Origin of the sequence: uncultured Sphingomonas sp., from assembly GCF_902806265.1 — a bacterium.
Taxonomy (GTDB): Bacteria; Pseudomonadota; Alphaproteobacteria; order Sphingomonadales; family Sphingomonadaceae; genus Sphingomicrobium.
Genome location: NZ_CADCVZ010000058.1, coordinates 1 through 25177 on the forward strand (window position 1 = coordinate 1; position 25177 = coordinate 25177).

At 66.2% G+C, this 25177-nt stretch carries 20 protein-coding genes and 1 pseudogene; 9 read left to right on the top strand and 12 right to left on the bottom strand.

Translation table 11 applies throughout. The features are described from left to right. On the top strand, nt 1–827 hold an 827-nt coding region (locus QZX62_RS10565), incomplete at its 5' end, for an amidase (protein ID WP_294174302.1). Nucleotides 828–843: 16 nt separating this feature from the next. On the opposite strand, the gene QZX62_RS10570 is transcribed toward QZX62_RS10565, so the two are convergent. After that, nucleotides 844–1296 (bottom strand): tRNA (cytidine(34)-2'-O)-methyltransferase, encoded by a 453-nt coding sequence (locus QZX62_RS10570; protein WP_294174303.1) that lies wholly within the window; start codon nt 1294–1296, stop codon nt 844–846. A 677-nt stretch (nt 1297–1973) separates the two neighbouring features. Between QZX62_RS10570 and QZX62_RS10575 the strand changes: the two genes are divergently transcribed. The 3 genes from QZX62_RS10575 to QZX62_RS10585 all read left to right on the top strand — a co-directional run bounded on the left by QZX62_RS10575 (nt 1974) and on the right by QZX62_RS10585 (nt 7673). Next, a complete protein-coding gene (locus QZX62_RS10575) occupies nt 1974–3572 on the top strand; it encodes a sulfotransferase (RefSeq protein ID WP_294174305.1) in 1599 nt (532 codons plus the stop codon). 61 nt (nt 3573–3633) lie between these two features. Continuing rightward, on the top strand, nt 3634–6252 hold the full coding sequence (locus tag QZX62_RS10580) for a TonB-dependent receptor (RefSeq protein ID WP_294174307.1): 2619 nt from the start codon (nt 3634–3636) through the stop codon (nt 6250–6252). A 44-nt stretch (nt 6253–6296) separates the two neighbouring features. Then, a complete protein-coding gene (locus tag QZX62_RS10585; protein ID WP_294174308.1) occupies nt 6297–7673 on the top strand; it encodes a M20/M25/M40 family metallo-hydrolase in 1377 nt (458 codons plus the stop codon). Here the strand turns inward: QZX62_RS10585 and betI are convergent. Then, on the bottom strand, nt 7651–8262 hold the full coding sequence (gene betI / locus QZX62_RS10590) for a transcriptional regulator BetI (protein WP_294174310.1): 612 nt from the start codon (nt 8260–8262) through the stop codon (nt 7651–7653). The genes QZX62_RS10585 and betI overlap by 23 nt on opposite strands. Before the next feature lie 35 nt (nt 8263–8297). On the opposite strand from betI, the gene QZX62_RS10595 reads away from it, so the two are divergent. Next, on the top strand, nt 8298–9488 hold the full coding sequence (locus QZX62_RS10595; RefSeq protein WP_294174313.1) for an aromatic ring-hydroxylating dioxygenase subunit alpha: 1191 nt from the start codon (nt 8298–8300) through the stop codon (nt 9486–9488). Then, complete coding sequence (locus tag QZX62_RS10600; protein ID WP_294174314.1) at nt 9485–11083, top strand: NAD(P)/FAD-dependent oxidoreductase; 1599 nt, start codon at nt 9485–9487, stop codon at nt 11081–11083. The genes QZX62_RS10595 and QZX62_RS10600 overlap by 4 nt, the downstream gene beginning before the upstream one ends. Here QZX62_RS10600 and QZX62_RS10605 read toward each other — a convergent pair. The 10 genes from QZX62_RS10605 to QZX62_RS10650 all read right to left on the bottom strand — a co-directional run bounded on the left by QZX62_RS10605 (nt 11039) and on the right by QZX62_RS10650 (nt 23033). Next, nucleotides 11039–12310: an amino acid permease gene (locus QZX62_RS10605; RefSeq protein ID WP_294174316.1), complete on the bottom strand. Its 1272-nt coding sequence runs from the start codon at nt 12308–12310 to the stop codon at nt 11039–11041. The two genes, QZX62_RS10600 and QZX62_RS10605, sit on opposite strands and share 45 nt — an antisense overlap. A gap of 149 nt (nt 12311–12459) precedes the next feature. Further along, nucleotides 12460–14382, bottom strand: a complete 1923-nt coding sequence (locus QZX62_RS10610) for a glycoside hydrolase family 2 protein (protein WP_294174319.1) — start codon at nt 14380–14382, stop codon at nt 12460–12462. Nucleotides 14383–14510: 128 nt separating this feature from the next. Then, nucleotides 14511–16067 (bottom strand): hypothetical protein, encoded by a 1557-nt coding sequence (locus QZX62_RS10615; protein WP_294174321.1) that lies wholly within the window; start codon nt 16065–16067, stop codon nt 14511–14513. After that, the gene (locus QZX62_RS10620) at nt 16061–16912 is read right to left on the bottom strand and encodes an ABC transporter ATP-binding protein (RefSeq protein WP_294174323.1); all 852 of its coding nucleotides are present in this window, start codon (nt 16910–16912) and stop codon (nt 16061–16063) included. The genes QZX62_RS10615 and QZX62_RS10620 overlap by 7 nt, the downstream gene beginning before the upstream one ends. A 271-nt stretch (nt 16913–17183) precedes the next feature. Then, nucleotides 17184–18026: an RDD family protein gene (locus tag QZX62_RS10625; protein WP_294174325.1), complete on the bottom strand. Its 843-nt coding sequence runs from the start codon at nt 18024–18026 to the stop codon at nt 17184–17186. Then, nucleotides 18016–19035: a stage II sporulation protein M gene (locus tag QZX62_RS10630; RefSeq protein WP_294174327.1), complete on the bottom strand. Its 1020-nt coding sequence runs from the start codon at nt 19033–19035 to the stop codon at nt 18016–18018. Before QZX62_RS10630 ends, QZX62_RS10625 begins: the two co-directional genes overlap by 11 nt. Beyond that, a complete protein-coding gene (locus tag QZX62_RS10635) occupies nt 19032–20339 on the bottom strand; it encodes a DUF58 domain-containing protein (protein ID WP_294174329.1) in 1308 nt (435 codons plus the stop codon). The genes QZX62_RS10630 and QZX62_RS10635 overlap by 4 nt, the downstream gene beginning before the upstream one ends. Next, on the bottom strand, nt 20336–21292 hold the full coding sequence (locus QZX62_RS10640) for a MoxR family ATPase (RefSeq protein ID WP_294174332.1): 957 nt from the start codon (nt 21290–21292) through the stop codon (nt 20336–20338). Before QZX62_RS10640 ends, QZX62_RS10635 begins: the two co-directional genes overlap by 4 nt. Next, complete coding sequence (locus tag QZX62_RS10645; protein WP_294174333.1) at nt 21289–22518, bottom strand: hypothetical protein; 1230 nt, start codon at nt 22516–22518, stop codon at nt 21289–21291. Before QZX62_RS10645 ends, QZX62_RS10640 begins: the two co-directional genes overlap by 4 nt. Beyond that, entirely contained in the window at nt 22515–23033 is a 519-nt protein-coding gene (locus tag QZX62_RS10650; RefSeq protein WP_294174334.1) for a DUF4129 domain-containing protein, read from the bottom strand. The genes QZX62_RS10645 and QZX62_RS10650 overlap by 4 nt, the downstream gene beginning before the upstream one ends. Before the next feature lie 302 nt (nt 23034–23335). Here QZX62_RS10650 and QZX62_RS10655 point away from each other — a divergent pair, with 302 nt between their 5' ends. The 3 genes and pseudogenes from QZX62_RS10655 to QZX62_RS10660 all read left to right on the top strand — a co-directional run. Next, nucleotides 23336–24136 (top strand): hypothetical protein, encoded by an 801-nt coding sequence (locus QZX62_RS10655; protein ID WP_294174336.1) that lies wholly within the window; start codon nt 23336–23338, stop codon nt 24134–24136. A 533-nt stretch (nt 24137–24669) separates the two neighbouring features. Beyond that, nucleotides 24670–25008 carry an Arm DNA-binding domain-containing protein gene (locus tag QZX62_RS11895; protein ID WP_366926202.1) on the top strand — a complete coding sequence of 113 codons (339 nt, stop codon included), beginning with the start codon at nt 24670–24672 and terminating at the stop codon, nt 25006–25008. After that, nucleotides 24957–25177: pseudogene (locus QZX62_RS10660) on the top strand (integrase); the annotation flags it as partial. The gene QZX62_RS11895 and the pseudogene QZX62_RS10660, both read left to right, overlap by 52 nt.

The following is a 25177-nucleotide window of genomic DNA, read 5'->3' on the forward strand; positions in this document are numbered from 1 at the left end:
GGGGGGGGTCGATCCGCGTTCCCGCTGCTAATTGCGGGGTGGTCGGGTTCAAGCCGACCTATGGCCTCGTCCCTCTCGACGGTGCCCTGCCCCTTTCTCCGACCTGCGACCATGCGGGACCGATCGCCCGCAGCGTCGAGGATGCAAGGCTGCTTACCCAAGTGCTTACGGCACGCGAGCTTCCATACCGGCATATAGGGAAGCCGCGGCTCGGCTATCCGGCAGCCTATCTCAACGGGCGCCTCTCGCATCCGATGAAATCTGCGTTCGAGCAGCTGCTGCAACAGTTCAGCGCCGCCGGAGCCGAGATCTCCGCCATCGCTGTTCCGGATATGGATCCTACGCTTGCGGCCTACACGCCCATCGTGCGTGCCGAAGCCTGGCAGGTGCATCGGGCAGCTCTCGGTACGACGCCGCAGGGCTTCTCCGAGCCCGTCCGGCGAGCGCTCCAAAGCGGCGCCGCTATAACCCAAGCCCGCTATGCCGAGGCTTTGGCGCAGCGGAGCCGGGTTACCGAGGGTCTCCGGAGAGCCTTCTCGTCCGGAGAAGTCCACGCCCTGCTCCTGCCGACAACGCCCACACCGCCCCTGCGCAGGGGTGAAACGGAAGTGACGCTCCAGCGCGGGTCTTTGCCGCATCGGGAGGCTCAACTAGCTCTAACGGCGCCCTTCAGCATGACTGGCGTGCCGGTCGCTGCCATTCCGTTCGGTGGCGTCGCCGGTTTCCCGGTCAGCCTCCAGATCGTCACCCCTTACGGTGAGGACGCGCTTGCGCTCAACATCGCCGCCTGGGCAGAGCGGGTCTTGGAGGCTGGCGCAAAGGCTTAGGGGCCCGTGTTGCACCTCAAGCCGGCAAGGACGCAGTCTGGCGCAAGGCTTCGCCCAACGCGAGCGCCGTGGATGTAGCGAGATTCATGGAGCGTACTTGCGGCCGCATTGGAAGGCGGACCCGTGCATCGCAGGCGTCCGCTACGACCAGCGGCACGCCTGCGCTTTCTTTTCCGAACAGAAGAACATCGTCAGCCATGAAGCTGAAGTCGTACGCCGATTGACGGCTCTTGGTGGTGAACAGAACCAGCCTTTGCGAACCAGTGCCATCTTTGAACGCGGTGAAATCGGGATGACGTGCAACGGCGACATGATCGATATAGTCCATGGCGGTCCGGCGTACTCTCCGATCATCCCACCGGAATCCCAGCGGCTCGATCAGGTCCACGGCCACCCCGAGACAGGCGGCTAGCCGCAGGACGGCACCGACGTTTCCGGCAATTTCCGGTTCGAAAAGAGCGATGCGCATCCAGGCTCAATGGCTTTGACGAAAGGGGCATACAAGCCTGGGGTTCAGGTTCCCCGCCCCACAGTGCGCGTGCTCTGCGGCAATGGCGATCCGCGCATGGAGGGATTGATGGTCCCCAGAACGGGTTGATCGTGCGGTAGAATGGGTTGATCGTCCCGTAGAGCGGCTTGGCCCCTTCCGGAGCGGTGGTCGCCTGCGCCGTAGCGACAGTTGGGCAGATCGCCGCCGCAAGTGCAGTGACCGCACGCAGGGTGGCCTTGTACCTACTAGAGACACGGGAATTGCAGCGCATCGATCAGCCCTTCCGAGTTGTGCTGTTCGTCGAGGGCTGCAGATTTGCCGTTGTTGAGTTAGTCGAGAGTCAGCGGACGTTCGTAGCGCTCGGTAACCACCTTTCTTATGATCGCTGTTTGCGCAGCGCGCCGCGCCAGCGGTCGTTTCCGGAAGCTACCACCGTACCGTAAGCGGACCTTCGTTCCCCCTAAGCGCTGCGAGAGAAGCGCAAGCAACGCTAAGAGCTGGGAGGTTGCCGCCTCACGCCCAGCTTCATTCGAGCAGCTGACAAACCCCGGATGTGCGGCTTGGCGTTTGATGGGTGACAGTCATCCCTAGGACAACCTAGGCGGGTGCGAGCGCCCGCTTGTTCTTCGTCGCGGATCGGCGCTATCTCTCTAGTTGTGGACGCAAGGCTTCCCGGATCGAGCCGCTGGCACCCGCGACTGGTCGAGGCAGCGCTAGCGCTGCATGACGACCGGCTGGACGTCGCCGAACGATTGTTGAAGCCGCACCTCAAGGCCGATCCCTTCGATGTGCGCGCCATCCGCATGCTTGCCGAGCTTGCCGGACGGATCGGACGGTTGCGCGATGCCGAGGCTTTGTTGCGGCGGGCAACGGAGATCGCGCCCGGCTTCGTTGCGGCACGGGCGAACCTTGCCTTGGTACTGAGCCGGATGGGGCGTCCAGCCGAAGCCATGGAACTGCTCGACGCCGTCCTGCAGGCTGAGCCGGACGCGATCGGCCACCTCAATCTAAAGGCGGCGAGCCTTGGCCGGCTGGGGGACTTCGACCAGGCGATCCGCATCTACGAGGGCGTGCTGGAACGCGCGCCCGCGCAGCCTCGAGTGTGGCTGAGCTACGGTCATATGCTCAAGACTCTCGGACGGCAGGCGGACGGTGTCGACGCGTACCGCAGGGCCATATCATTGAAGCCGACGCTGGGCGAGGCCTGGTGGAGCCTTGCCAACCTCAAGACCCTCCGCTTCGACGAAGCCGATATCGAGGCCATGCGCGCGAGCTTGGGCGCTTCCGATCTGAGCGGGGAGGACCGGTTCCACCTTGACTTCGCCTTGGGCAAGGCGATGCACGACCTCGGCCGCGCCGACGCGGCGTTCGGCCACTATGCCCGGGGCAATGCGCTGCGGCGGGAACGGCAGCCGTTCCGGGGGGAGGAGCTGACCCGCACGGTCGACCGCTGCCTGGAGCTGTTCACCCCCGAGCTGCTGTCGAGTGCCGGTGGCTGCGGAGCGGCAGACCCGATCTTCATCGTCGGCATGCCGCGGGCCGGGTCCACTCTGGTGGAGCAGATCCTGTCGTCGCACCCGCTGGTCGAGGGCACGTCCGAGCTTCCCGACATGCCGGTCATCGCGCGCGAGATCGGGCCCTATCCTGGCTCCGCGGCACGGATGTCAAGCGAAGATCGGCAGGCGGCCGGCGAGACGTACCTGAAGCGGACGGCCGTGCAACGCCGGACGGACCGACCCTTCTTCATCGACAAGCTGCCCAACAACTGGCTGTTCGTCCCGTTCGTCCAGCTGGTTCTCCCAAACGCCAGGATCGTCGACGCCCGGCGCCACCCGCTGGGCTGCTGCGTGTCCAACTTCCGACAGCACTTCGCGCGGGGTCAGGAGTTCACCTACGATCTGGCCGATCTGGGCCGCTACTACTCCGACTACGTGCGGCTGATGGCGCATGTCGACCAGCTGCTGCCGGGCCGTGTCCACCGGGTGATCTACGAACGGATGGTCGAGGACACGGAGGCGGAAGTTAGCGACCTGCTGGCTTACTGCGGCCTCCCATTCGATCCCGCCTGCCTCCGCTTCCACCAGACCGAACGTGCAGTCAGGACCGCTAGCTCCGAGCAGGTGCGGCAACCGATATACCAGGGCGCCAAAGATGAATGGCAGCTCTACGCCGAGCATCTCGGGCCGTTGCGCGCCGCACTGGGTCCGGTGCTGGACGCCTATCCGGAAGCGCCCGCGTCATTGTTGCAACGTTAACGTAACATTCGCGCGCAGGGCCATGGGGCATGCGTTGACAATCAACCGAAGCTCTGTCGCAATGATCCAACATAGCGAATGGGGGCATCGGGTGACTGGCAGGACGATCCACGCGCTGACCTTTGGATTGCTGGCCTCAACGGCGATCGGCACTCCGGCACTTGCCCAGACGAGCACGGGCGACTCGCCGGCTCCGGTAACCAACGCGACCAACGTGACCGGCGAAACTCCACAGGAGCAGACCGCGAACGACGGGCAGATCGAGGACGCCACGGAGATCGTCGTCACCGCACAGAAACGCGAGGAGAACCTGCAGGACGTGCCCGTCAGCATCCAAGCGATCGGCACGCGGCGGCTCGACCAGCTGAACATCTCCAGCTTCGAGGATTATACCAAGCAGCTGCCGTCCGTCAGCTTTCAGGCTTCGCAGGGCGGAGGCACTGTCGTCTACATGCGCGGCGTCGCAACCGGCGGCGACGGCAATCATTCCGGCTCGCTGCCGTCGGTCGGCACCTACCTGGACGAGCAGCCGGTCACGACCATCGGCGGCAATCTCGACGTCCACATCTACGATATCGCGCGGATCGAAAGCCTCGCGGGACCGCAGGGCACGCTATACGGCGCGTCGAGCCAGGCCGGCACCATCCGCATCATCACCAACAAGCCCGAACTGGGCGTTACCAGCGGGCGCGTCGATGCCGAACTAAACAAGGTGGCGCATGGCGGCTTCGGCGGCAGCCTGGAGGGTATGTTCAATCTGCCGATCGCCGACAACATCGCGCTGAGAACGGTCGGCTTCTTCCGCCGCGAGGGCGGCTTCATCGATGGCGTTGCCGGCAGCCGCACCTATTGTGGGGATCCGACCTTCGATGCCAATGGCGAGGTCAATGGCTGCGTGCGCAACGGCATTACCGTTACCAATGACGTCTTCGTCGAGAACAACTTCAACGACACGCGCGTCTACGGCGGCCGCGCGGCGCTCAAGGTCGATCTCGACGAGAACTGGACCGTCACCCCGACGATCATGCACCAGAACTCCAAGAGCGATGGCTTCTACGCCTTCGACCCGGAACTGGGAGACCTCAACATCGACCGGTTCCGCGACGAGGTCCGACGCGACAAGTTCACGCAGGTGGCGCTAACGATCGAAGGCAAGATCTCGAACTTCGACCTGACCTACGCCGGGGCCTACATGCGCCGTCCGACCTTCTCGATAACCGACTACACCGACTATTCGGACGCATATGATTCTTACTACGAGAGCGTCGGCGGGCTCGCCAACTACTTCTACTACCAGGACGCGGCCGGCAACACGATCGACCCGCGCCAGTACATCGAAGCGACCGACAACTTCAGGAAGATAAGCCATGAGGTGCGGATCGCCACTCCGCAGGACTGGCCCTTCCGGATGCTGGTCGGCGCCTTCTACCAGCGCCAGACCAATGACATCTACCAGAACTACCTGATCGATGACCTGGCGCCGGACCTGTCGGTCAACGGCTATCCGGGCACGCTGTGGCTGACCCTGCAGGAGCGGAAGGACAAAGACTACGCGCTGTTCGGCGAGGCCAGCGTCGACGTGACGCCGCAGGTGACGCTGACCGCGGGCGGACGCTTGTTCAAGTACGACAACAGCCTGTTCGGCTTCGCCGGTTTCGGGCGCAATCCGAACTTCGATGAAGACACCGGGCTGGTGCCGCCGAACGCTGCGGGCGGCAGCTCGGGCGTGAGGCGCTGCCTGACGGTTAACGGGCTGGAACTGCGCGACGACGAAGACTCCCCGCTGGCAAGCGGGGGTGTGGACGGGACGCCCTGTACCAACGTCGGCAACGTCGTGGACGGCAAGGCGGTGCCCAGACGAAGCAAGGGGAACGGCTTCACCCACCGCCTCAACGCCCAGTACAAGCCGACCGACGACCTGATGTTCTATGCGACCTGGTCGCGCGGCTTCCGGCCGGGCGGCATCAACCGGCAGCCGAGCGCACCGGCCTACGATCCCGACTACCTCACCAATTATGAGCTTGGCTGGAAAACAAACTTCGGCCCGTTCCGGTGGAACGGCGCCTTCTATCGCCAGACCTGGAAGAAGTTCCAGTTCAGCTTCCTCGGCGAGAACAGCCTCACCGTTATCCAGAACGGCCGCGACGCCAGGATCCGCGGCGTGGAAACGGATGTCGGCTATGTCGCGGGCGGGCTGACGCTCAACGCGGCTGCCGCGTTCAACGACGCCAAGACCAAAGGCAACATCTGCCAAAGCATCCTGGACGATGAGGACTGCTCGCAGTCATACGTGGTGACGCCATCGGGCACGCGGCTGCCGATCACGCCCAAGTTCAAGGCGTCCGCAACCGCCCGCTATTCGTGGCCCTTTGCAATGGGCCGGGCGCATGTGCAGGGCGCCGTCACCTACAAGGGCTCGGCCAGCGCCGACATCCGCCAGGACCGGACCGGAGACGGGGTCAACCCCAACGACTATCTCGGGCGCATCGGCGCCTCGACCCTGGTTGACGCCTTCCTGGGCTATGGCTGGCGCGACTATACTGCGGAGTTGTTCGTCACCAATCTGTTTGACGAGCGCAACGAGCTAGCGCGCTTTGTCGCCTGCAGCATCTGCACGCAGACGCGAGTGTTCCCGGGCCGGCCGCGGACGATCGGCTTTCGCGTCGGCACCCGCTTCTGACGGGGGCGGCCGAAGCGGGGACCAACTTGCGGAAAGGTTTGAAGATGCGCTGGGGCCGTTGGACGACAAGCTTGCTGGTGGGCGCGCTTGCCTCGCTGAGTGTCCCGGCGGCGGCCGCGGATAACTCGGCTGAAGCCAAGGACATCCTGAAGCGCTCGATCGCGTTCAAGACGGTCAAGGGGCAGGGCCAGGTTCCGCGCTATGCCGCCTGGCTCGCCTCGGTGCTCCGGGATGCCGGTCTTCCGGCGGGCGACATCAAGATCACGCCGGTCGGCGAAACCGCGGTGCTGACCGCGCGGTACCGGGGAACCACGTCGGCGAAGCCACTCGTGCTGCTCGGCCACATGGACGTCGTCGAGGCGGATCCGAAGGACTGGGAACGCGACCCATTCACCGCCATCGAGGAGAACGGCTTCATCTATGGCCGCGGCGCAGAGGACAACAAGTTCGACATCGCAATGATGCTTGCGACGGTGGCGCAGCTCAAGCGCGAGGGATTCAAGCCGCGCCGCGACATCGTCTTCGCCTTGTCCGGCTCAGAGGAAACGAGCTGGGAATCGACGCGCGTTCTCGCCGACCAGCTCAAGGGCGTCGAGCTGGTCCTGAACGGCGACGGCGGCGGCGGGCTGCTCGACGCCAAGGGTCGGCCGATCTTCTACGGTCTTCAGGCGGGCGAGAAGACCTATGCGGATTTCCAAATCGAAGCGACCGACGCCGGCGGGCACTCGAGCACGCCGACCCCTGGCAATCCCATCCACCGCTTGTCCACCGTGCTCGACCGCCTGGCCCGGCACCGGTTCGCGCCGATGGCCAATGAACTGACCAAAGCTTCACTCAGGGATACAGCGCGGAAGGTCGGCGGCGAGCTGGGGGCTGCGATGCAGCGTTATGCGGCCAACCCGAAGGATGTTGCCGCGGCCGAAATCATCGCGTCCAAGCCCGAGTTCGTCGGCCAGATCCGCACCACCTGCGTCGCAACCACCATCAATGGCGGGCACGCCGAGAACGCCTTGCCGCAACGCGCAACCGCCAACGTGAATTGCCGCATCTTCCCGGGAGTAGCGATTGAGACGGTCCGGCAGGAGCTGAGCCGCGTAAGCGGCGACCCAAGCGCCAAGATCACCGTGCTCAACGATGCCGTCGCCAGCGGTGCGTCTCCACTCCGGCCCGATGTAATGCAGGCCGTGCAAAAGGCCGTGAAGCAGCGCTACCCGGGCCTAAAGGTCACGCCCAGCATGTCGGCAGGCGCGACCGACGGGGCCATCTTCCGCGCCGCCAACGTCCCTGTCTATGGCGTGTCGGGCTTGTTCCAGAAGGCGGAAGACAGCTTTGCCCATGGGCTTAACGAACGCATCCCGGTTGCGCAGATTGCGCCGGCGCTGGCCCACTACCGCTCCATCATAGTGGAGCTGGCGAAGTAGCCTCCCGTCGCTCGAGGGTCACGTCCAGCCAGCGCACAACTATGTCGCTGGCTCCGTCGTGCGAGACGGGTCCGGGATCCAGCGAAAGTTCCAGCCACAAACCGTCTACCAGCGCGCTGAGTGCTAGGGCAGCAGCGCCGGCCTCGACCGGCGAGATGCCGCAGCTGCGAAGCAATTGCTCCAGCTGCCCACGGTAATTCTGGTAGGTCTGCCGGTGGATGGCAGCGATCGCCGGATCGGCCTTGACCGCGCTCCAGAAGGCCAACCAGGTTGCGAACAGCGCGGGTTCGGCGATGGGCGGCCGGAAGCTGGCCGTCAGGAACGCAGCCGCCCGGGCGCGCGGATCTGATCCAGCCTGCTCCACCGCGGTCTCCAGCGTTGCCGCAACGCGCTCTGCGGTCACCCGGTAGGTCTCGGCGATGAGGGCGCTCACCCCGGCGAAGTAGTGGGTCAGCAAGCCCGGCGACACGCCTGCCCGCGCGCAGATCGAGCGAACCGAGGTACCGGCAACGCCATGCTCGGCAAGGGTCGCAGCAGCCGCATCGATCAACGACTGCCGCCTGACGTCCGCAGCTTCCCTCGCCCGCATTGCTCGCCTTCCCGTCCTATTGTACGACTGTACAAATGAGCCGTCCGCAACTCGCCGCAGCCAGGTCCGACCTTGATCCCGACGACGGCTGGAGCCTTCCTGCCTGGGTATACCGGGACCCGGAGTTCTTTCGAGTCGAGACCGAGCGGGTCATGCGGCCGAGCTGGCAGGTCGTCTGCCACCTCAGCGACATCGCTTTACCGGGCGCTTGGCATACACTTGAGTTCCTGGGCGAGAGCATCATCGTCGTGCGCGGCAAGGATGAGGTCGTGCGCGCCTTCACCAACGTCTGCCGGCACCGCGGCTCCCGCATCGTCGACGGCAGCTCGGGCTGCGCCAGGAAGCTCGTCTGCCCCTATCACGCTTGGAGCTACAATCTCGATGGAACGCTGGCCGGCGTTCCCGGGAAGGACGGCTACGGCGCGCTGGACATGAGCGAGCATGGGCTTGCCCCGGTCGAGATGGAGATATGGCGCGGGTTCGTGTTCGTTCGGCTGGTGCCCGGAGGCCCTTCGGTGGCGGAGATGATGGCGCCCTACGAACAGCGGATCGCGCCTTACCGGTTCGAGGAGCTGCGGGCGCTGGGCCGCGTGACGCTCCGTCCCCGGCGGGTGAACTGGAAGAATGTCGCCGACAATTACTCGGACGGCCTGCACATCCCGATCGCGCATCCGGGCCTCACGCGCCTGTTCGGCCGGGGGTACGGCATCGAAGCGGAAGAGAACGTCGATCGTATGTGGGGAGCGCTGATCGAACGTCCGTCGGCCAACCTTTCGGAGCGGATGTACCAGAAGCTGCTGCCGGCCGTGCCGCACCTGCCAGAGGATGCTCAGCGGCTGTGGCTCTACTTCAAGCTGTGGCCGAACGTCGCGTTCGACATCTACCCCGACCAGGTCGACTTCATGCAGTTCCTGCCGGTCTCCCCGACTGAGACGCTGGTCCGCGAGATCAGCTACGTCCTGCCGGACGACCGGCGTGAGATGAAGGCCGCACGCTATCTGAATTGGCGGATCAACCGGCAGGTCAATGCCGAGGACTCGACGCTGATCGCACGGGTTCAGGCGGGCATGCAATCGCGCAGCTTCACAGTCGGGCCGCTCAGCGAGGAGGAGGTCTGCCTGCGCAGCTTCTGCCGCAGGATGCGCAGCCTCATTCCCGAGGCCCGCCTCCACCAGCCGCCTGAGCCCGGCTGGAGCAGCCGTGCCGCCGTGAGCCGCGCCCGATGACCGTGCGGTATGACGCCGTCATCATCGGCGCGGGCCACAACGGCCTAGTGTGCGCCTTTTATCTCGCGCGGGCGGGCCTGAAGGTTCGCATGGTCGAGCGGCGCGAGGTGGTCGGCGGCGCGGCGGTCACAGAGGAGTTCCATCCCGGCTTCCGCAACTCGGTGGCGAGCTACACGGTCAGCCTGCTCCAGCCCAAGGTCATCCGCGACATGAAGCTGGTGGATCATGGCTACCGGGTGATCGAACGGCCCATCTCCAACTTCCTGCCGCAGGAAGACGGCAGCTACCTTCAGCTGGGTGGTGGGGTCGAGCGGACCCAGGCCGAGTTCGCCAAGTTCTCGAACGCCGATGCGGAGACGCTGCCCGCCTATTACGAGGCGCTGGAGAATGTCGCGGATGTGCTGCGCGACCTTGCGCTGCAGACGCCGCCAAACATCGGCGACGGCTTCAAGACCCTGATCGACGGTGCCCGCCAGGGCCGGCGACTGGCCAAGATGCCGCTAGACCAGCAGCGCGACGTGCTCGACCTGTTCGTGAAGAGCGCCCGGACTTTCCTCGACAGCTGGTTCGAGAGCGAGGCAGTGAAGGCGGCGTTCGGCTTCGACGCCGTGGTGGGCAATTACGCGAGCCCCGACACACCCGGCAGCGCTTACGTGCTGCTCCACCATGTCTTCGGCGAGGTGAACGGCAAGCGCGGTGCCTGGGGTCACAGCGTCGGCGGCATGGGCGCGATCACGCAGGCCATGGCCACCGTCTGTCGGGAGGCCGGCGTGGAGATCAGCCTCGGAGCGCCGGTCGCCCGGGTGTTGGTGGACGGCAGCAAGGCCGCGGGGGTGAGGCTCGAAGGTGGCAAGGAGATCCACGCGGATGCGGTGATCGCGAACGTCGGTCCGAAGATCCTCTACGAACGGATGATGGACCCCGCCGATCTGTCGCCGGAGTTCCGCCGGAGGGTCAAGGCGTTCAAGGCCGGGTCCGGGACCTTCCGCATGAACGTCGCCTTGTCCGAGCTTCCACGCTTCACCGCGCTGCCCGAGCCTGGCGAGCACCTTCAGTCCGGCATCATCATCGCGCCCACGCTCGATTACATGGACGAGGCGTTCACCGACGCGAAGCGGCATGGCTGGTCGCGGAAGCCGATTGTCGAGCTGCTCATCCCCTCGACGGTGGACAGCAGCCTCGCGCCGGCAGGGCAGCATGTGGCGAGCCTGTTCTGCCAGCAGTTCGACCCGCAGCTGGACTGGGACCGCCACCGCGAAGCCGCGGCCGACACGATCATCGATACGGTGGAAGGCTATGCTCCGGGGTTCAAGGCCTCGCTGCTCGGGCGGATGATCCTTTCGCCGCTTGATCTCGAGCGCAAGTTCGGGCTGGCGGGCGGCGATATCATGCACGGCAACATGACGCTGGATCAGCTCTGGTCCGCCCGGCCAGTGCTCGGCAACGGCGCCTATCGCGGTCCGCTGAAAGGCCTGTACATGTGCGGGGCCGGCGCGCATCCGGGCGGCGGGGTCACCGGCGCCCCGGGCCACAATGCGGCGCGCGAGATCCTAGCCGATCGCTCGCTGGTGGGACGCCTGCTCCGCCGCGGCTGACCGGCGGGCCAGGAAGTAAAGGGGCAGGCCGCTCACCATCAGTGCCAGGCTCAGCAGGCTGACCTGGATGCCCGCGCCCCACATGGTCCAGAGGGCGTAAGCGATGCCAATGAGCGCCAGCGGGAGTGCGATCCGGTGCTTCGCTGCCGCAATGGCGATCGCGAGATACAGCCACAGGGTCGCCGACGTGGACAGCAAGGCCATCAAGGTGAACAAACTACCCATCGATCGGCTGGAGTTCGCAAGCAACAGGACGGAGGCGAGCAGGCTGGACAGGATCAGCGCACGGGTGGGGGCATCCTTCCCGTTGATCTTGCCGAACCAGCGCGGCAACGTTCCGGCATGCACCATGGCGAGTGGCACCTCTCCCTGGAGCAGGATAAAACCGTTGAGCGCGCCCAACGCGGCGATGCCCGCGAAGGCGGCGACCAGCAGCGCAGGCTCGCGTGCCCAGTAGCGTTCGACAAAGGTCGCAAACGGCGCGTCGGACGCCGAAGCGATCGCCACCGGGAGCATCAGCGCGATCCCCGAACATACGATCAGGTAGACGAGGCCGGTCGCCGCGGTCCCGACCATCGTTGCCCGCGCTATGGTCTTTTCGGGGTTGTCGACCTTGCCGCCGACAATGCTCGCCGATTCGAAGCCGAGCAGGGCCCATAAGGTCAGGGTCGCGCTTGCCCCGACGGCGCCGAGCGTGAGCCCGCCGTCCGGAAAGGGCGCGACTTCCGCGACTCCCGATCGCGCGAGAACCAGCGCGATGATCACTGATACGACCACCAGCGGGATGAGCTTGAGGAGCAGCGTGGCCACCTGCAGCCCGCCCGCGGCCTGTGCGCCCTTGAGGCTCACCAAGGTTAGGGCCCAGATCAGTGCGAGCGCCGCCATTGCCGGCGCGAACGGGACGGTCGAGAAACCGGGAGCCAAGACACTGAAGTTGCTGACGCAGGCGACCGCAAGCGTGACGTTCGCGGTCCACACCGAGACCCAGTAGCTCCAGCCGATCATGAAACCGGGGGTCGGACCCAGGCTTCGGCGGACCAGCCCTACCGCATCCGGCTCAGCCGGCAGGGCGCGGGTGAGCCTGACGAGCAGGTAGGCCAGCACCAGCGCCCCAGCGATCGTCACGATCCAGCCCGCGACCGCGTTCCAGCCGAACGGCGCAAGGCTCGCGGGGAGCAGGAAGACTCCCGAGCCGATCATGTTGCCCATGACGAGTGCAAGGCACATCCAGAAGCCGAGGACGCGGCGCGGTGCCGGCACCCTCCTGTCTGATCTGCCGCTCATAGAACTTCCACTCAGGTCGACAATCGAACCACCGTAGACGTTCGTTAGTCATCCGCAACGGGAGGCGGATGATCCTCAGCGGGTATTGTAAGTCAGCTGCCCCGCTCCAGCTCGCCTTGGGACTCCCGCCGGCGGCGCTCGATCTCGTTCTTCATCACGGTCGCCATGATCTCGCTCGGCACCGCCTTTGCCGGCCGGGTGTTGATGTCGCGCAGGACGTCCGGGTCCAGCTTGGGCTCGCGCTCGGCGGTCAGCAGCCCGTTGGTTTCCTGCTCCGTATCGGTCAGCTGGGTGTAGCAGAAGCCGGCAAGGACCTCCGAGTCTAGCAGGGCTTCGACGAGCTCGCGGTAGCGGGTCAGCAAATCCTCGGCGTTCTCATACTTGCCGTAGGCGAACCAGTTGGCCCCGGCCCCGGGCTTGAACGACAACCCGCCGAACTCGCTGAGCACCACGGCCTCGTCGCCGATGCCATGGCCACCGCTGAGCAGCGGATAATGGTCGGGCCTGACCTCGCGGAACGTATATTCGAGCGCTGCCCGACTTCCGTAGCGTTCGCGCAGCACCTTGTGGTCCGACGCATAATCGTGAACGCCGAACAGGTCGCCGATCGCATGCTGCCAGCCGTCGTTGCCGATGACCGGGCGGGTCGGATCCAGCGCCTTGGTCATGTGGTACAGGGCCTTGACGAAATTGCGCTGCTCGGGCGCCCGGTCAAGGTTGGGAACGCCCCAGCTTTCGTTCAGCGGCACCCAAGCGACCAAGCTCGGGTGGTTGTAGTCCCGACGCACCGCCTGAAGCCATTCGTGCGCTAAGCGCTCCGCCGCCTGGTCGTCGTAGACGTAGGCGTTGGCCGCTTCGCCCCACACCATCATCCCCAGCCGGTCGCACCAATAGAGGAAGCGGGGATCCTCGATCTTCTGGTGGATGCGAACGCCGTTGAACCCCATCGACTTGGCCAGCAGCACCTCTTCGCGCAGCGCTTCGGCGGACGGAGCGGCCAGCAGCGTGTCGGGCCAATAGTTCTGCGCCAGCACCAAACGCATGAAGATCGGCACGCCATTCAGATGGACCCGCCGGTCGCGCACTTCCACGGACCGCAGACCGAAGTAGCTGTCCACCCGGTCCAAAATCGTTCCGTCGGCGGCCAACAGGGTGAGCTCAACGTCGATCAGATTGGGGGTTGTCGGGGACCAATAAAGCAGTCTTCCCGCGCCCATCTGGCGGTCGCGGTTGAACAGCACGAGTCGGCGAAGTTCGTCCCGCGCCACCGCCAGCGTGTCGTCGGCCAGGATCTGCTCCTCGGTACCGATCATGCGCACCTGCAGGCGCGCGCCTTCGGGCGCGTCGCGGTTGAGGCGGACGACCATCTCCACGCCGAAGTGATCGAGATTGGGCGTCCAGCGGATCTCTTCGATCGCCGTGATCGGCACCGGCTCGAGCCACACGGGCTGCCAGATGCCCGTTGTGCGATGGTACCAGATGTAGCGCAGCTCCTCGCGCCAGAACTGCTTTCCGCGCGGTTGGCGAAGATCGGTCGGCTGGTCCTCCGCCCGGACCACCACGACCTGCTCCGGGCCGTCAACGAGAACGGATGCAATCTCCGCCGAGAAGGGCGTGTGCCCTCCCTCATGGCTCGCGACCATGCTGCCGTTGACCCAAACTTGTGCCCGGTAGTCCACGGCACCGAAATGGAGCACCAGCCGCCCGGAGCGGTCGGCATCTTGGACGGTGAAGGCACGGCGATACCAGACCACCGGGTGAAAGCCAGTTTCGTGCACCCCGCTGGCGCGACTCTCCGGCGGGAAAGGTACCATGATCTGCCGATCGAACACGCCGGCTGGCGGCAATGGCGCGAACCACCTTTCGCATATGCCGACGTTAGCGTCGTCGAACCCGAACTCCCACGTGCCGCACAGGTCGGTCCAGCGCTCGCGGCGCAATCCGGGCCGAGGATAATGAAGTTCCGACTCGGTCGGCTCCGCAGAGGCCAGATGAAGGTGGAGATCGTCAGCCATGCGGCATCGTTCCTGTTTTATGGTTGCTTGGAGGGATCACGCTGCGGCGCGCGAACGGGCGTCATTCAACGGCTCTGTCGCGGCCCCTTAGCTCCGCGCTGTGGCGGGTCAAGCAGTCGCCCGCACGATTACCGCTGCATTCTTCTTCGCGTCACGGCCAAGGCCAGCATGAACAAGGCGATCAATCCCCAGGCGGCGCGGTAGCTGGCGGCCCGATCGTCACCGGTCAGCGCTGGAGGCAGTGGCCATCCCGGATAGCGACCGTAATGGAATGCAGGGTTCGTCAGGCCTGCCTGATCCAAGGCTAGGGTGCCAATGAGGAACAGCACGAAGTATCCCCAGCCGGCGAACTTGCTTGGGCTCAACACCTGCAGGAACCAGGCGAGTATGGCGAGCAACAGCCAGTCATACGTCTTCGGAAGGACATAGGCGCCGAGGAGCTTCCCGAGCCCGGCATCGCGGCCGGCGCCAAGCAGAAGTGTCGGAACCGCCAGGCTGGTTACAAATGCCAGCACCAGCAGGACGGCACCGAGCGCCAGCACCTGCGCAAGCAGCAGGATGGCTCGCGGCACCGGCGTCGCCTCGACGATCCGGTCGATGCGGTGCGCGCGGTCGCTCCATTGGACCTCGCCGGCGAAGAACAGCACGACGACTACAGGCACGAGCGCGAAGGAGCGGATCAGAGTGACCAGCAGGTCGTTCACCGACGCTTGCTGCTGCACGGCTGGCCACAAATTTACCAGGCAACTGGCAAGCCCAAGCAGCAGCAGGATCCGGAAAGTGGGCGCGGTCAGGATCTCCGTGACATGATGGCGGGTGCGGACCAGCAGTTGCAATGGCCGGGCTCCCGCGGCGTCGCGCTGCTGGACATCCGTCAACGTCGATGCCGGGGCGCGAGTCGCAGTGCTTGGGAGTGGGCTGCTCGCCTTGCCCTGCGCGATGCCATAGGGCGTCCGGGCATCCAGCCAGACCGCGACCAGCACCAGCAGCAGCGCGATCCCCAACCATAGCGCTCGATTGGCGATCAGCGCGGCTGAGTTGCCTGCCTGCACGGCCTCCGCAGCGACGAAGCCGAACGGCTCAAACAGGGCTGCGACGCCGCCCTCTCCGGAACGCAGTCCGTAGAGGCTGAGCAGCGCCACTGCTCCGACCAGGCAGCCGCTCATCGACCGGGTGGCGGTGGCCAGCGCCAGGAACAGCGCGCAGGCGAGCAGCAGGTTCGGCACGGCCAGTGCCAGCAGCGCCAGCGCATAGGTCGACGGCAGGACGGGAGCTACCCAGTCCGGATTTGCGCCGGGCAACAGCCGTGCGGCGAGCACGCCGACAGGGACGGTCAGGAAACATAAGAGCACCGCCGCGCAGGCGCCGGCGAAGCGGGCCAGCAGGTAGGCGGGCCGCGGCACCGGCGTCGCCCGAACGAGCGGGGCGAAGCCGGTCTGGATGTCCCTGGTCACCGCCTCGCCGACGAAGGCCGCCGCCGTGAACAGGTAGAAGAGCGTCCAGACCAAGTGCACCCGGACGACCAGCTGCGGGCCGCTGCCAAGGTTGCTGACGGCATCGATCCGGAGCGCGTCGATGACGGCGGCCCCCATCACCATCAGCAGCGACACGGCGGCAACGATACGGAAGACGGGACCGCGCAGCTGTTGCCGGAGCTCCTGAACAGCGAGCCGCGCCGTCAGCATGGACGGTCGGCCTTGAGCAACGCCAGATAGCCGTCCTCCAGCGTGGGCTCCACGCGCGTCGCGCTCGCCGGCGGAGTGTCGGCCAACACCCGATAGTGCCGGCGCCGCCCGACGAGCCGCGACGACAGCAGCAGCCCGTTTTGGGGTTCCAGCTCCGTGGTCCACAGCCGTGCTCTGAGCGGGGCGACAAGCTCTTCCGGCGTGCCGGTGAACAGCAGCCCGCCGCTTGCGAGCACCCCCAGCCGGTCGCACAGGCTGGCCACATCCTCGATGATGTGCGTGGAGACGATCACCACCGCATCTTCCGCGACCTCCGCCAGCACGTCGTACAAGCGGTTGCGTTCTTCCGGATCGAGCCCTGCCGTAGGCTCGTCGACGATGATCAGCCGTGGCCGCCCGATCAGGGCCTGAGCCACGCCGAAGCGCTGCCGCATGCCACCGGAGAAGTTCGCGACGGCTCGGCTTCGAACATCCGACAGGTTGACCAGGGTAAGCAACCGCTCGACCTCGGAGCGCCGCTCGGCACGGCCTGCGATGCCCTTGAGCACCGCCAGTTGGTCAAGCAGGTCGACGGCAGAAGCGTTCGGGTAGACGCCGAAGTCCTGCGGCAGATAACCGAGCTGCCGGCGCAGCTGCTGCGGCCGGGCCAGCAGGTCGATGCCGTCGAAGCGCATGGTTCCGCGGCTCGGCCGGTGCAGGGTGGCGAGGAGTTGCATTAGGCTGGATTTGCCGGCGCCGTTCGGACCGAGGAGGCCGAAGATCCCGCGGCCCAGTCGGAGGTCGATGCTCCGCAGCGCCTCCGTGCCATCCGGGTAGGTCAGCGCGACGTCTTCAACGACCAGCATGCGGCCTGAACGCTAGGAGAGCGGCATGGTTCGCCGAGGCCATGCCGCCCTTGGACGATTAAGCGGCCTGCTGCTCGAGCTGGCGGCCCAGAGGAACCAAGCCGGCGGAAGCGGAGCTGCTTTTCAGTCTGGCACCAGCTTCGTTTGTGACCGCGCACCAGCCGAGACGTAAGCGCGGCTTTATCGAGATCAGTGAGCCGATCTTCGGACCTTCAGCCTGGATGCCGTAAAATCGATGGAGCAGACGTTCCCTGCTGGCGATTTCGCGCGCTCACGAGCTGTCATGTTTACTCTCGCGGCGGCGTCCCAGTAACATCGAGTGCTCGAGCCGGGAACATAGGGTTGCGTAGAAGTCGGCCAGAAACCCATAGTCATCGCGGTCATCCACCATGTTGAACTTGCCGCGGATGGTGTGCGCCACCGTTGAAAGCGCGGCAGGCTCCTCGTTGCGCAGCACCTGTTCGAGCATCTGCAGTTCGTAGATGCCGTAGGCCCGAAGTGCTTCCTCCGGGAAGGTGCGGCGGTGAGTATGCCCGCTCCCGACGAGGTCGAAGGCGAGCGGCGCCTTGGCGAGCTGCACCACCCAGGTCCCGGCGACCAGATCGCCGACCCGCAACCGGTCGCGGTTGAACAAGGGGAAGAACAGGAAGATCGCCGCCCAGCCGAAGGAAAAGAGGGTCAGGAAGCTGTCGGCCGCACCTTCCGCCGCGCGGGCGCCCAGGAAAGAGAGCGGAAGAAACACCTCGATTTCGCGCATGGCGTTGCGCGCCACCACCGCCGCGCCCGTCAGCCGGGCCCCGTCACGGGCGACCACCCGAATGCCCATGACGCGCTTGCCAGGGGTGGCCCCGCGGCTGCCCATCTCGAACAGCACGAACCAGAAGTTGCGCAGCAGAAAGAAGCCGACCAGCCAAAGGATCGTCAACAGCTCGCCGGTGCGCTCCACCGCCAGGTACACGAACGCGACCGTCGCCCCGACCAGGATGACGAGCATCAGCAACCCGTCCAGCAGGAAGGCGCCGGCCCTGGTGCCGGCAGCGGCCAGGGTGAGCCGGAGATCGACGCCTTCGGGGGTCACGAAGGCGCGCTGGAGGGAGCGGCCCTTAGCGCGCATTGCGCCCGTGGAAGGCAGGCCAAAGGTAGAAATAGACGATCCACCCGGCGAGCATCGCTCCGCCGATCAGCATGCGCAGCACGTCGTCGGTGATCGTCTGCCGGCCGACTCCTTCCAGCAGGCCGGCCGCCAGCAGCATCAGCACGGTTCCCAGCATGGCCGTGGCCGCGATGCGGCCCGCCCTCACCGCCGAGTCCATCCGCGACAATTCGCCGGGGAAGGCGATGGCCAGGCCGATCCTGATCCCTGCCGCGCCGGCAATGGCGATGGCGAGCAGTTCGGTCGTGCCGTGGATCATGAGCCAGCCGGTCAGGTTGTAGCCTAGGCCCCGCGCAGCGAAGACGGCGAACAAGGCGCCGAGCATCAGCCCGTTGTACATGATCAGCAGCACGGTCGGGATGGCGAAGGCGAAGCCCAGAGCGAAGGCGAAGATCGCGATCTGCGAATTATGGGTGAACAGAAAGGTGGCGAAGACCATGAGGCCTCCTTCCCCACGTTCGTAAAGGGTGCCGCGCAACATCTCGGCCGAAGCCGACGGATCGCGGCCGCCTGCCAGGCCCGGCGGGATTACGCTATAGAACCAGGTGGGATCGCTGCGGATCAGCAGAAAGGCGGCAACCGCGGCACCGGCAATCAGCGCGGCGCAGAACAATGTCTCGCGCCAAAGGTCGCGAACCGCCCGCGGCCAGCCGCCCGTGAAGAACTCCGCTAACTGACGCGTGGCTGACGACTGCACGCCGTAGACTTGGAAGTAAGCGCGGGTGCACAGCTGCTCGAGGTAAGCGACCAACGCCCGGTCGAGCGAGGTGTCGCGGGCCAACGACAGCGACGACAGGGTGGTGCGGTACAGCCGTGGCAAATCGAGCAGGTCATCGTCGCCGAGCGAGCGCAGCGATCCCTTCTCCATGCGCGCGACCAGCGCACCCAGCCGCTCCCAGTCGGCGGCATGCTCCGCGCGAAAGCGGGTCGCGTTGACGCTGGGGCCGATGCCGGTCGCGGAGGCATTCACAGCAGGTCCCTTCGCTTGAGATCGAGATAGGCATGGGCGAGGCGCTCGCTTACGCGGTCATGTTCGCTTTCGACGACATGGACGCCGAGGTGCTGAAGGCTCGTCACCACGACCCGCCGTTCCTTCAGCAGCGCGGCGGCGGTAACCGTGCGGGTCACGTCGTCGGCGGTCCGGGGCTCGCGCTCGGCAATGGCCGCGAGTTCCTCGTCGCGGAGCACCACCACCAAGACCAGATGCGTGCGCACCAGCCGCCGCATCGCCAGGACCAGGAAGCTGGCGGAGACGGGGTCGGTGAACTCGGTGTAGAGGATGATCATGGAGCGCCGGGTGAGCCCGGCCGCGAGGGTCGTCAGCGCGAAGGTGTAGTTGGTCTCCTCGCCGCTATAATCGATCGCGGCCGCCGCGCGCTGAAGCTCGGCGAAAGCGCCGCTGCCGGAGACCAGCCCGCTCGCCAGCCGCGGGCGCGAGTCAAAGGCATGGACGGCCACCCGGTCGCCCAGCTTGAGCGCCAACCAGCCGGTCAGCAGCATGGCGGCCACCACCCGGTCGACGCGGGGCAGGCCGGCGATCGGCTCGGACATCTGGCGCCCGCAGTCTACCGCGAACACGACCTGGTTGTTGCGCTCGCCATGGTAGCGTTTGGCCACCAGCTTGCCGTCGCGTGCCGAATGCTTCCAGTCGATCGTCCGCCGGTCCATGCCCGTGCGATATTCGACCAAGGTATCGAAATCGGACCCCTCGCCGCTGGTCAGGTGGGCAAGCAACCCTTCAAACGCATGCCGCTCGAACAGCTGGATGCCGTGGCTGCTGGTCGGGCGAAGGTCGGGGAGGATCGGGAACCGGACGCCAAGCTCCACCTCGGCTTGCTGCCACAGCAGGCCGAGCGGGCCGGTCCAGCGCAGGGTAAGCCGGTCGAAGCTGGCAGTACCGCGGCGCACCATCTCGAGCGGAATGCCGGCCCGGCCCCGTCCGTCCTGAAGCTGGAGCCAGAACGTCGCGCTGCCGCCACTGACGACGACCCGGGGATCGGCGTCGAGCGCGACCTCGGCTTGCGCGGGCGCACTGGCGATGGCGATCCTGACGGATGCTTCCCGGGTTTCGCCGACGTAGGCAGACGGGGGAAACTTCGCTTCGGCAAGGGCCGGGCCGCGGCTGCGCAGGGAATCCACCAGGCACAGCAGCAACAGCAGGAGCGGCCAGGCCGTGGCCAGGAACCAGCGCTCCGGCGCAACCGCCGCCACCGTCAGGGCGACCGGCGCCCCCGCGGCGGCGGCCAGCACGGCCCGGCGGGTAGGATAGATCAACGCGGCGCCTCGATCGTCTCGATGATAGAGGCGACCACGTCCTCGACCCGCTGACCGGCGATCTCCGCCGAGGGCGACAGTAGCACACGGTGGCGAAGCAGGGCGGGCGCGAGCCGCTTCACGTCGTCCGGAACAACGAAGTCGCGGCCATCCAGCGCGGCGCGGGCACGGGCGGCGCCGGCGAGCATGGAGCCGGCCCGGGGACTGGCCCCGGACTGGAGGTCGGGCAGTTGGCGCGTGCCGCGGATGAGGGCGGCGATATAGTCCACGACCTCGTCGACCAGCCTGACGGCTTCTACCGTCGCCAGGGCCGCGGCGATACGGCCGGCGTCCGCGCAACGCTCCACACCCCAGGCCGCCGGCTCCATCGCCTGGCGCCTGGCACCGTGGGTGGCGATGATCCGCCGCTCCTCATCGGCCGACGGGTAATCGACCGCCTGCTTGAACAGGAAGCGGTCGAGCTGCGCTTCGGGGAGCGGATAAACGCCTTGTTGCTCGATCGGGTTCTGGGTCGCGACAACCGTGAAATGCTCGCCGAGGTCGTGGGTCGTGCCGTCGATCGTCACCTGGCGTTCCTGCATCGCTTCCAGCAGCGCGGCCTGAGTCTTGGGTGGGGTGCGGTTGATTTCGTCGGCAAGCAGCACTTCGGTGAAGATCGGCCCGCGGGTCAGGGTAAAGCTAGACGTTTGGAAATTGAACAGATTGGCGCCGATGACGTCCGCCGGCATGAGGTCGGGCGTGAACTGGATGCGCCCGAACTCCAGCCCGATGGCGCGGGCGAAGCTTTGCGCAAGCAGCGTCTTGGCGGTGCCCGGCAGACCCTCCAGCAACACGTGCCCGCGCGCGAACAAGGCCACCAGCATGAGCTCGACGGTCAGCTCCTGCCCGACGACCGCCTTGGCGACCTCCGCCCTGATCGCCGCCCCAAGTGCTTGAACTTCTTCGATCGTCACGCATCAACCTCCTTGATCCAACGGTGCAGGGCGCGGGCGTTGGCGATCAGCTCGGCACGGCTGCGGGACTGTTCCATTGCATTTGCCAGCGGCGAAAAGGGGCGATCGGGGCGGAGCCGGTCCAGCTCCCGATCCTGCTCGTCCGGCGCCATCCCGGCCTTCAAGCGAAACAGCGCCGCGGCGCGCTGGCGGACGACCTCCGCATAGCGCCCGCCGAGTTGCACCTCGCGTCCCGCGCGGCGAACCAGGGCCGCGCTGTTATCGACCAGCGCCGCCTTGCCGAAGGCGATGGCGCGCTCGGCCCGCCGCGGAGCACCGAAGCGGACCAGCGCCTGCCAGCCGGCCAGCAGGGTGGCGGCGAACAGGGTCAAGGTGACTGCCAGGAACGGCGGATCGAACGCTAGCTTCAGAGGACTGCGCGAGCGGCCGAGGCCATTGGCGGTCACGTCGAACAGGATACCGTCGGCGCCGGTGCTATTGAGGTCGTCGAGCAGCCGGAGCGCGGCGGCGGCCCCCCCACGGTCCTTCATGCCGCGATTGTTGAGGAGGTCGGGCTCGGCCAGGATGTACATCGCCCGGCCTTTGAGAACGCCGAGGACGACGCGGCCGTCCGCGTCCGTCACCAGCGGCTGTAGCCTCTTTCCGCTGATCGTCTGCACGATGCCCGGTTCCCGGAAGTCCCCGGCCGAGGTCACGGCGGCCCCGACGGAGTTGGCCGCGCGCAGCGGTCGGCCCTGCCCCTTGTGCCGCCTGACCTCCAGCGGCCAGCCGGGCGCCAGCGTGGCCCCGGGATCGGCGGGAGGCAGGAGCCCGCGGGCCCGGACCCAGCCCGTGCGGTCCCGATCGGGCTCGGTTTTCCATTTTGGAAGGATGAACAAGGTGGTCCTGCCGCCGCGAGCCGAGACGATCTTGCTGAGGTCGGCGCGGCCGCTGTCCGGCGTGATCACCGCCAGATCCTCGCTGACCAGCATGTCTTCGCTGCGGATCACTGCGGGATTTCGGTTGGTTGCTTCGGTAAGGCGCACCAGCCCGCTGAACCCCGTCGCTCCCTTTGAGAGGGCGTGCGATCCGCCGTTGCGGCCCGATTGCAGGTCGGGGGCGTAGGCGGCGAGCAGCAGGGCGGCCACGAACGCCACCGCCCCCGCGGCCACCAGCAGCAGCATAACCTTGGCGTCGAACGGGCCCGCACGGCGGGTCGCCTCGCGGCCGATCGCAAGCTCGCTCATAGTCGCCAGGCGCCCGCCAGCGCGAACTGGCTGTACGCCTGGCGGGCCTCGAGCCAATCCCCCTCATGTACGGGACGGCCGCCGAACAAGCTGCGCTCCACCAGTCGGGCGATCCCGGCGAACAGCCCCCGTGCCGAAGGGGGCAGGAGCTCGGAGGAGGCGAGTTCCCGGCCGGTCAGCGAAGGCTTGGCAAGCTGCGGCCGGCGGGCAGCGATGTCGTCGACAGAGCGGAGAAGCAGGCTATGGATAGCCTCGGCGAACCTGCCCTGCCGGGCCAGCGCATCGGCCTCGTCCAGCCAGGCGCGCACGGGCGCGGCGTCGGGGCGCCACTCGTCGATGGGTTCGGTTGCGAGCGCCGGACGCCGGATCCACAGCCGCCACCCGCCGGTGGTCAGCCGCCGATACACCGCCCAGCACAGGACCGCCGCGGCCAGCGCGATAACGCCCCACAGAAGCGCACGGGCAAAAGGACCTTCGGGGAGGAGGCTCAGCAGCCAGCCGAAAAAGCGGGCCACTGGGGAGAAGATCTGTTCCAGGAAGCGCCCGAGTGCCTCCAGCCATGCCGGCGGCTCCGGCGGCGAGGGTGCGCGCTGCAGGTCGAACTGGATCGAGGGATCCGCTCGGAGGGCACGATAGGCCGCATCGAACGATCCGGTGCCGCCCTCCGCGGTCGCGGTGCTGCCCCCCGAAATGTCCCCCTCCCCTTAGATTACGCCCAAGCAATAACCGACCGCTCGTGACGTGCAAGGCACCAGAGGGCTGGACAGCCGAAAGGCGCTGGAGCAGCAATGGGATTGGAACAGGGAGTTAACAGGGAATGGCAACAATCGGGGCATCGCTCGGCGACGAAGCAGTGTCGGTGGGCCGCGTGTACGCGCGGGCGTTCGCAACTATCGCGCACAATCCGGTAGCGACCCTGGGGCTGGCGCTGCTGCTGGGAGCGCTACCGGGACTCCTCATGACTTGGTTGATGCAATCCACTGCACAGACCGACTTCGCGGAGCGTACACCCGGATACGCGATCGGCGTCGGCGCGATCTTTCTGCTAAGCTACGTCGTCACCCTCATCCTGACGGCCCTTGTGCAGGGTTCGCTGACCCGGGCAACAGTGGCAGAGAGCGAGGGGCGCAAGGCCAGCCTCGGCGAGTGCCTGAGCGCCGCGCTGCCGGTCGCCCTGCCGCTGGTCGGGCTGGTAATCCTGTGGGCGCTCGGCATTATCTTCGCGGCCTTCTTCTTGCTGGTGCCGGCCGTCATTCTGATGTGCATGTGGGCGGTGGCGGTGCCGGTCATGGTCGACGAACGGGTTGGCATCGGCACTGCCTTCGGCCGGAGCCGGGCGCTTACCAAAGGCAACCGCTGGCGGGTGCTGGCTGTGCTGCTGATCCTGCTGATAGGCTATTTTCTCCTGAATGCGGTAGCCGGATTGTTCCTGGGCGCAGCGGCCGTCTTCGGCGCTGAACAGGGCCCGTCGCTAACGGCCAGCTTCGTGGTCACCAACATCATAACGGGGACTCTGTTCAGCGCTCTCTGGGGCACGCTCGCGCCGTCCATGTACGTCGACCTGCGCGATGCCAAAGAAGGCGGAAGCATGGGTGATCTGCAGCAGGTCTTCTCCTAAGGTGTTGCCACAGCTTGCCAGCACGCATGCGAAGGTTTGCGGCCGCGATCTGCGGGCCACGGATCTCTGCTTCGGGTAGAAAGCGGAGATCAGCTGCTTAGCTTAACGAGGGTCCGCTTACGGGCCCTTGCGGCGCCGCTCGGATGACTGCGATGAGCGCAACCCGGCCATTCGCTCCTCTACGCGTATTCACGTAGCCCACTCGCCCGCCTGCTTGAGTAGTGCTTACATTGCCGCTGCAGGCTTAGATTGGCCAACAACGAAGGCCCGCTAAGTGTTTCCACTTGCGGGCTTCTGTTGGTTGCGGGGGTAGGATTCGAACCTACGACCTTCAGGTTATGAGTGCTGTTGAGCGCGCTACCCTTTTCTACGCTCCAGCTCGTTCTTCCTCGCGTTCCCAGCGACTTAGCTTGACTGTCCAGCCCTAGCCGAGCGTCAGTGCTTCTCGCGGTTTCGCTTCCATTCCTTCCCGCTTGCTTCCGCCAAGCTTCCGGAGCGGCAGCAGATCGGATGCATGGAAGCAGGAGGAACAATTGGCGAGGCTCACCAAGCGAACGGTCGAAGCAGCTGAGGTTCGAGTGGGCGAGTACATGCTGTGGGATGGCGATCTGCCAGGCTTCGGTGTGCGTGTATCCCCATCGGGCCGAAGGAGCTATCTTGTACAGTACCGTGTCGGTTGTCGCTCTCGAAGGATCACACTCGGGCCGCACGGCGTGCTCACGGCCGACCGGGCTCGCGGCATGGCGATCGAGGCGCTTGCGGAGGTCAGAGCAGGCGGCGATCCGGCCGGAAAGCGTAAGGAACGCCGCGAGGCACTCACGTGCAGGAGCTGGCCGCTCGGTTCGATGCCGAGCACATTGCGGTGCACCTGAAGGAGAGCACGGCGCGAGAGTATCGACGCAACCTGCGTCGCTTCATCCTTCCAGTGCTGGGACGGCACAAGGTGCTGGAGGTCACCCGCGCTGATGTTGCCCGCTTCCACCATGACCTGAGGCACATCCCGTACCAGGCCAACCGCAATCTCGAGATCATCTCCAAGAT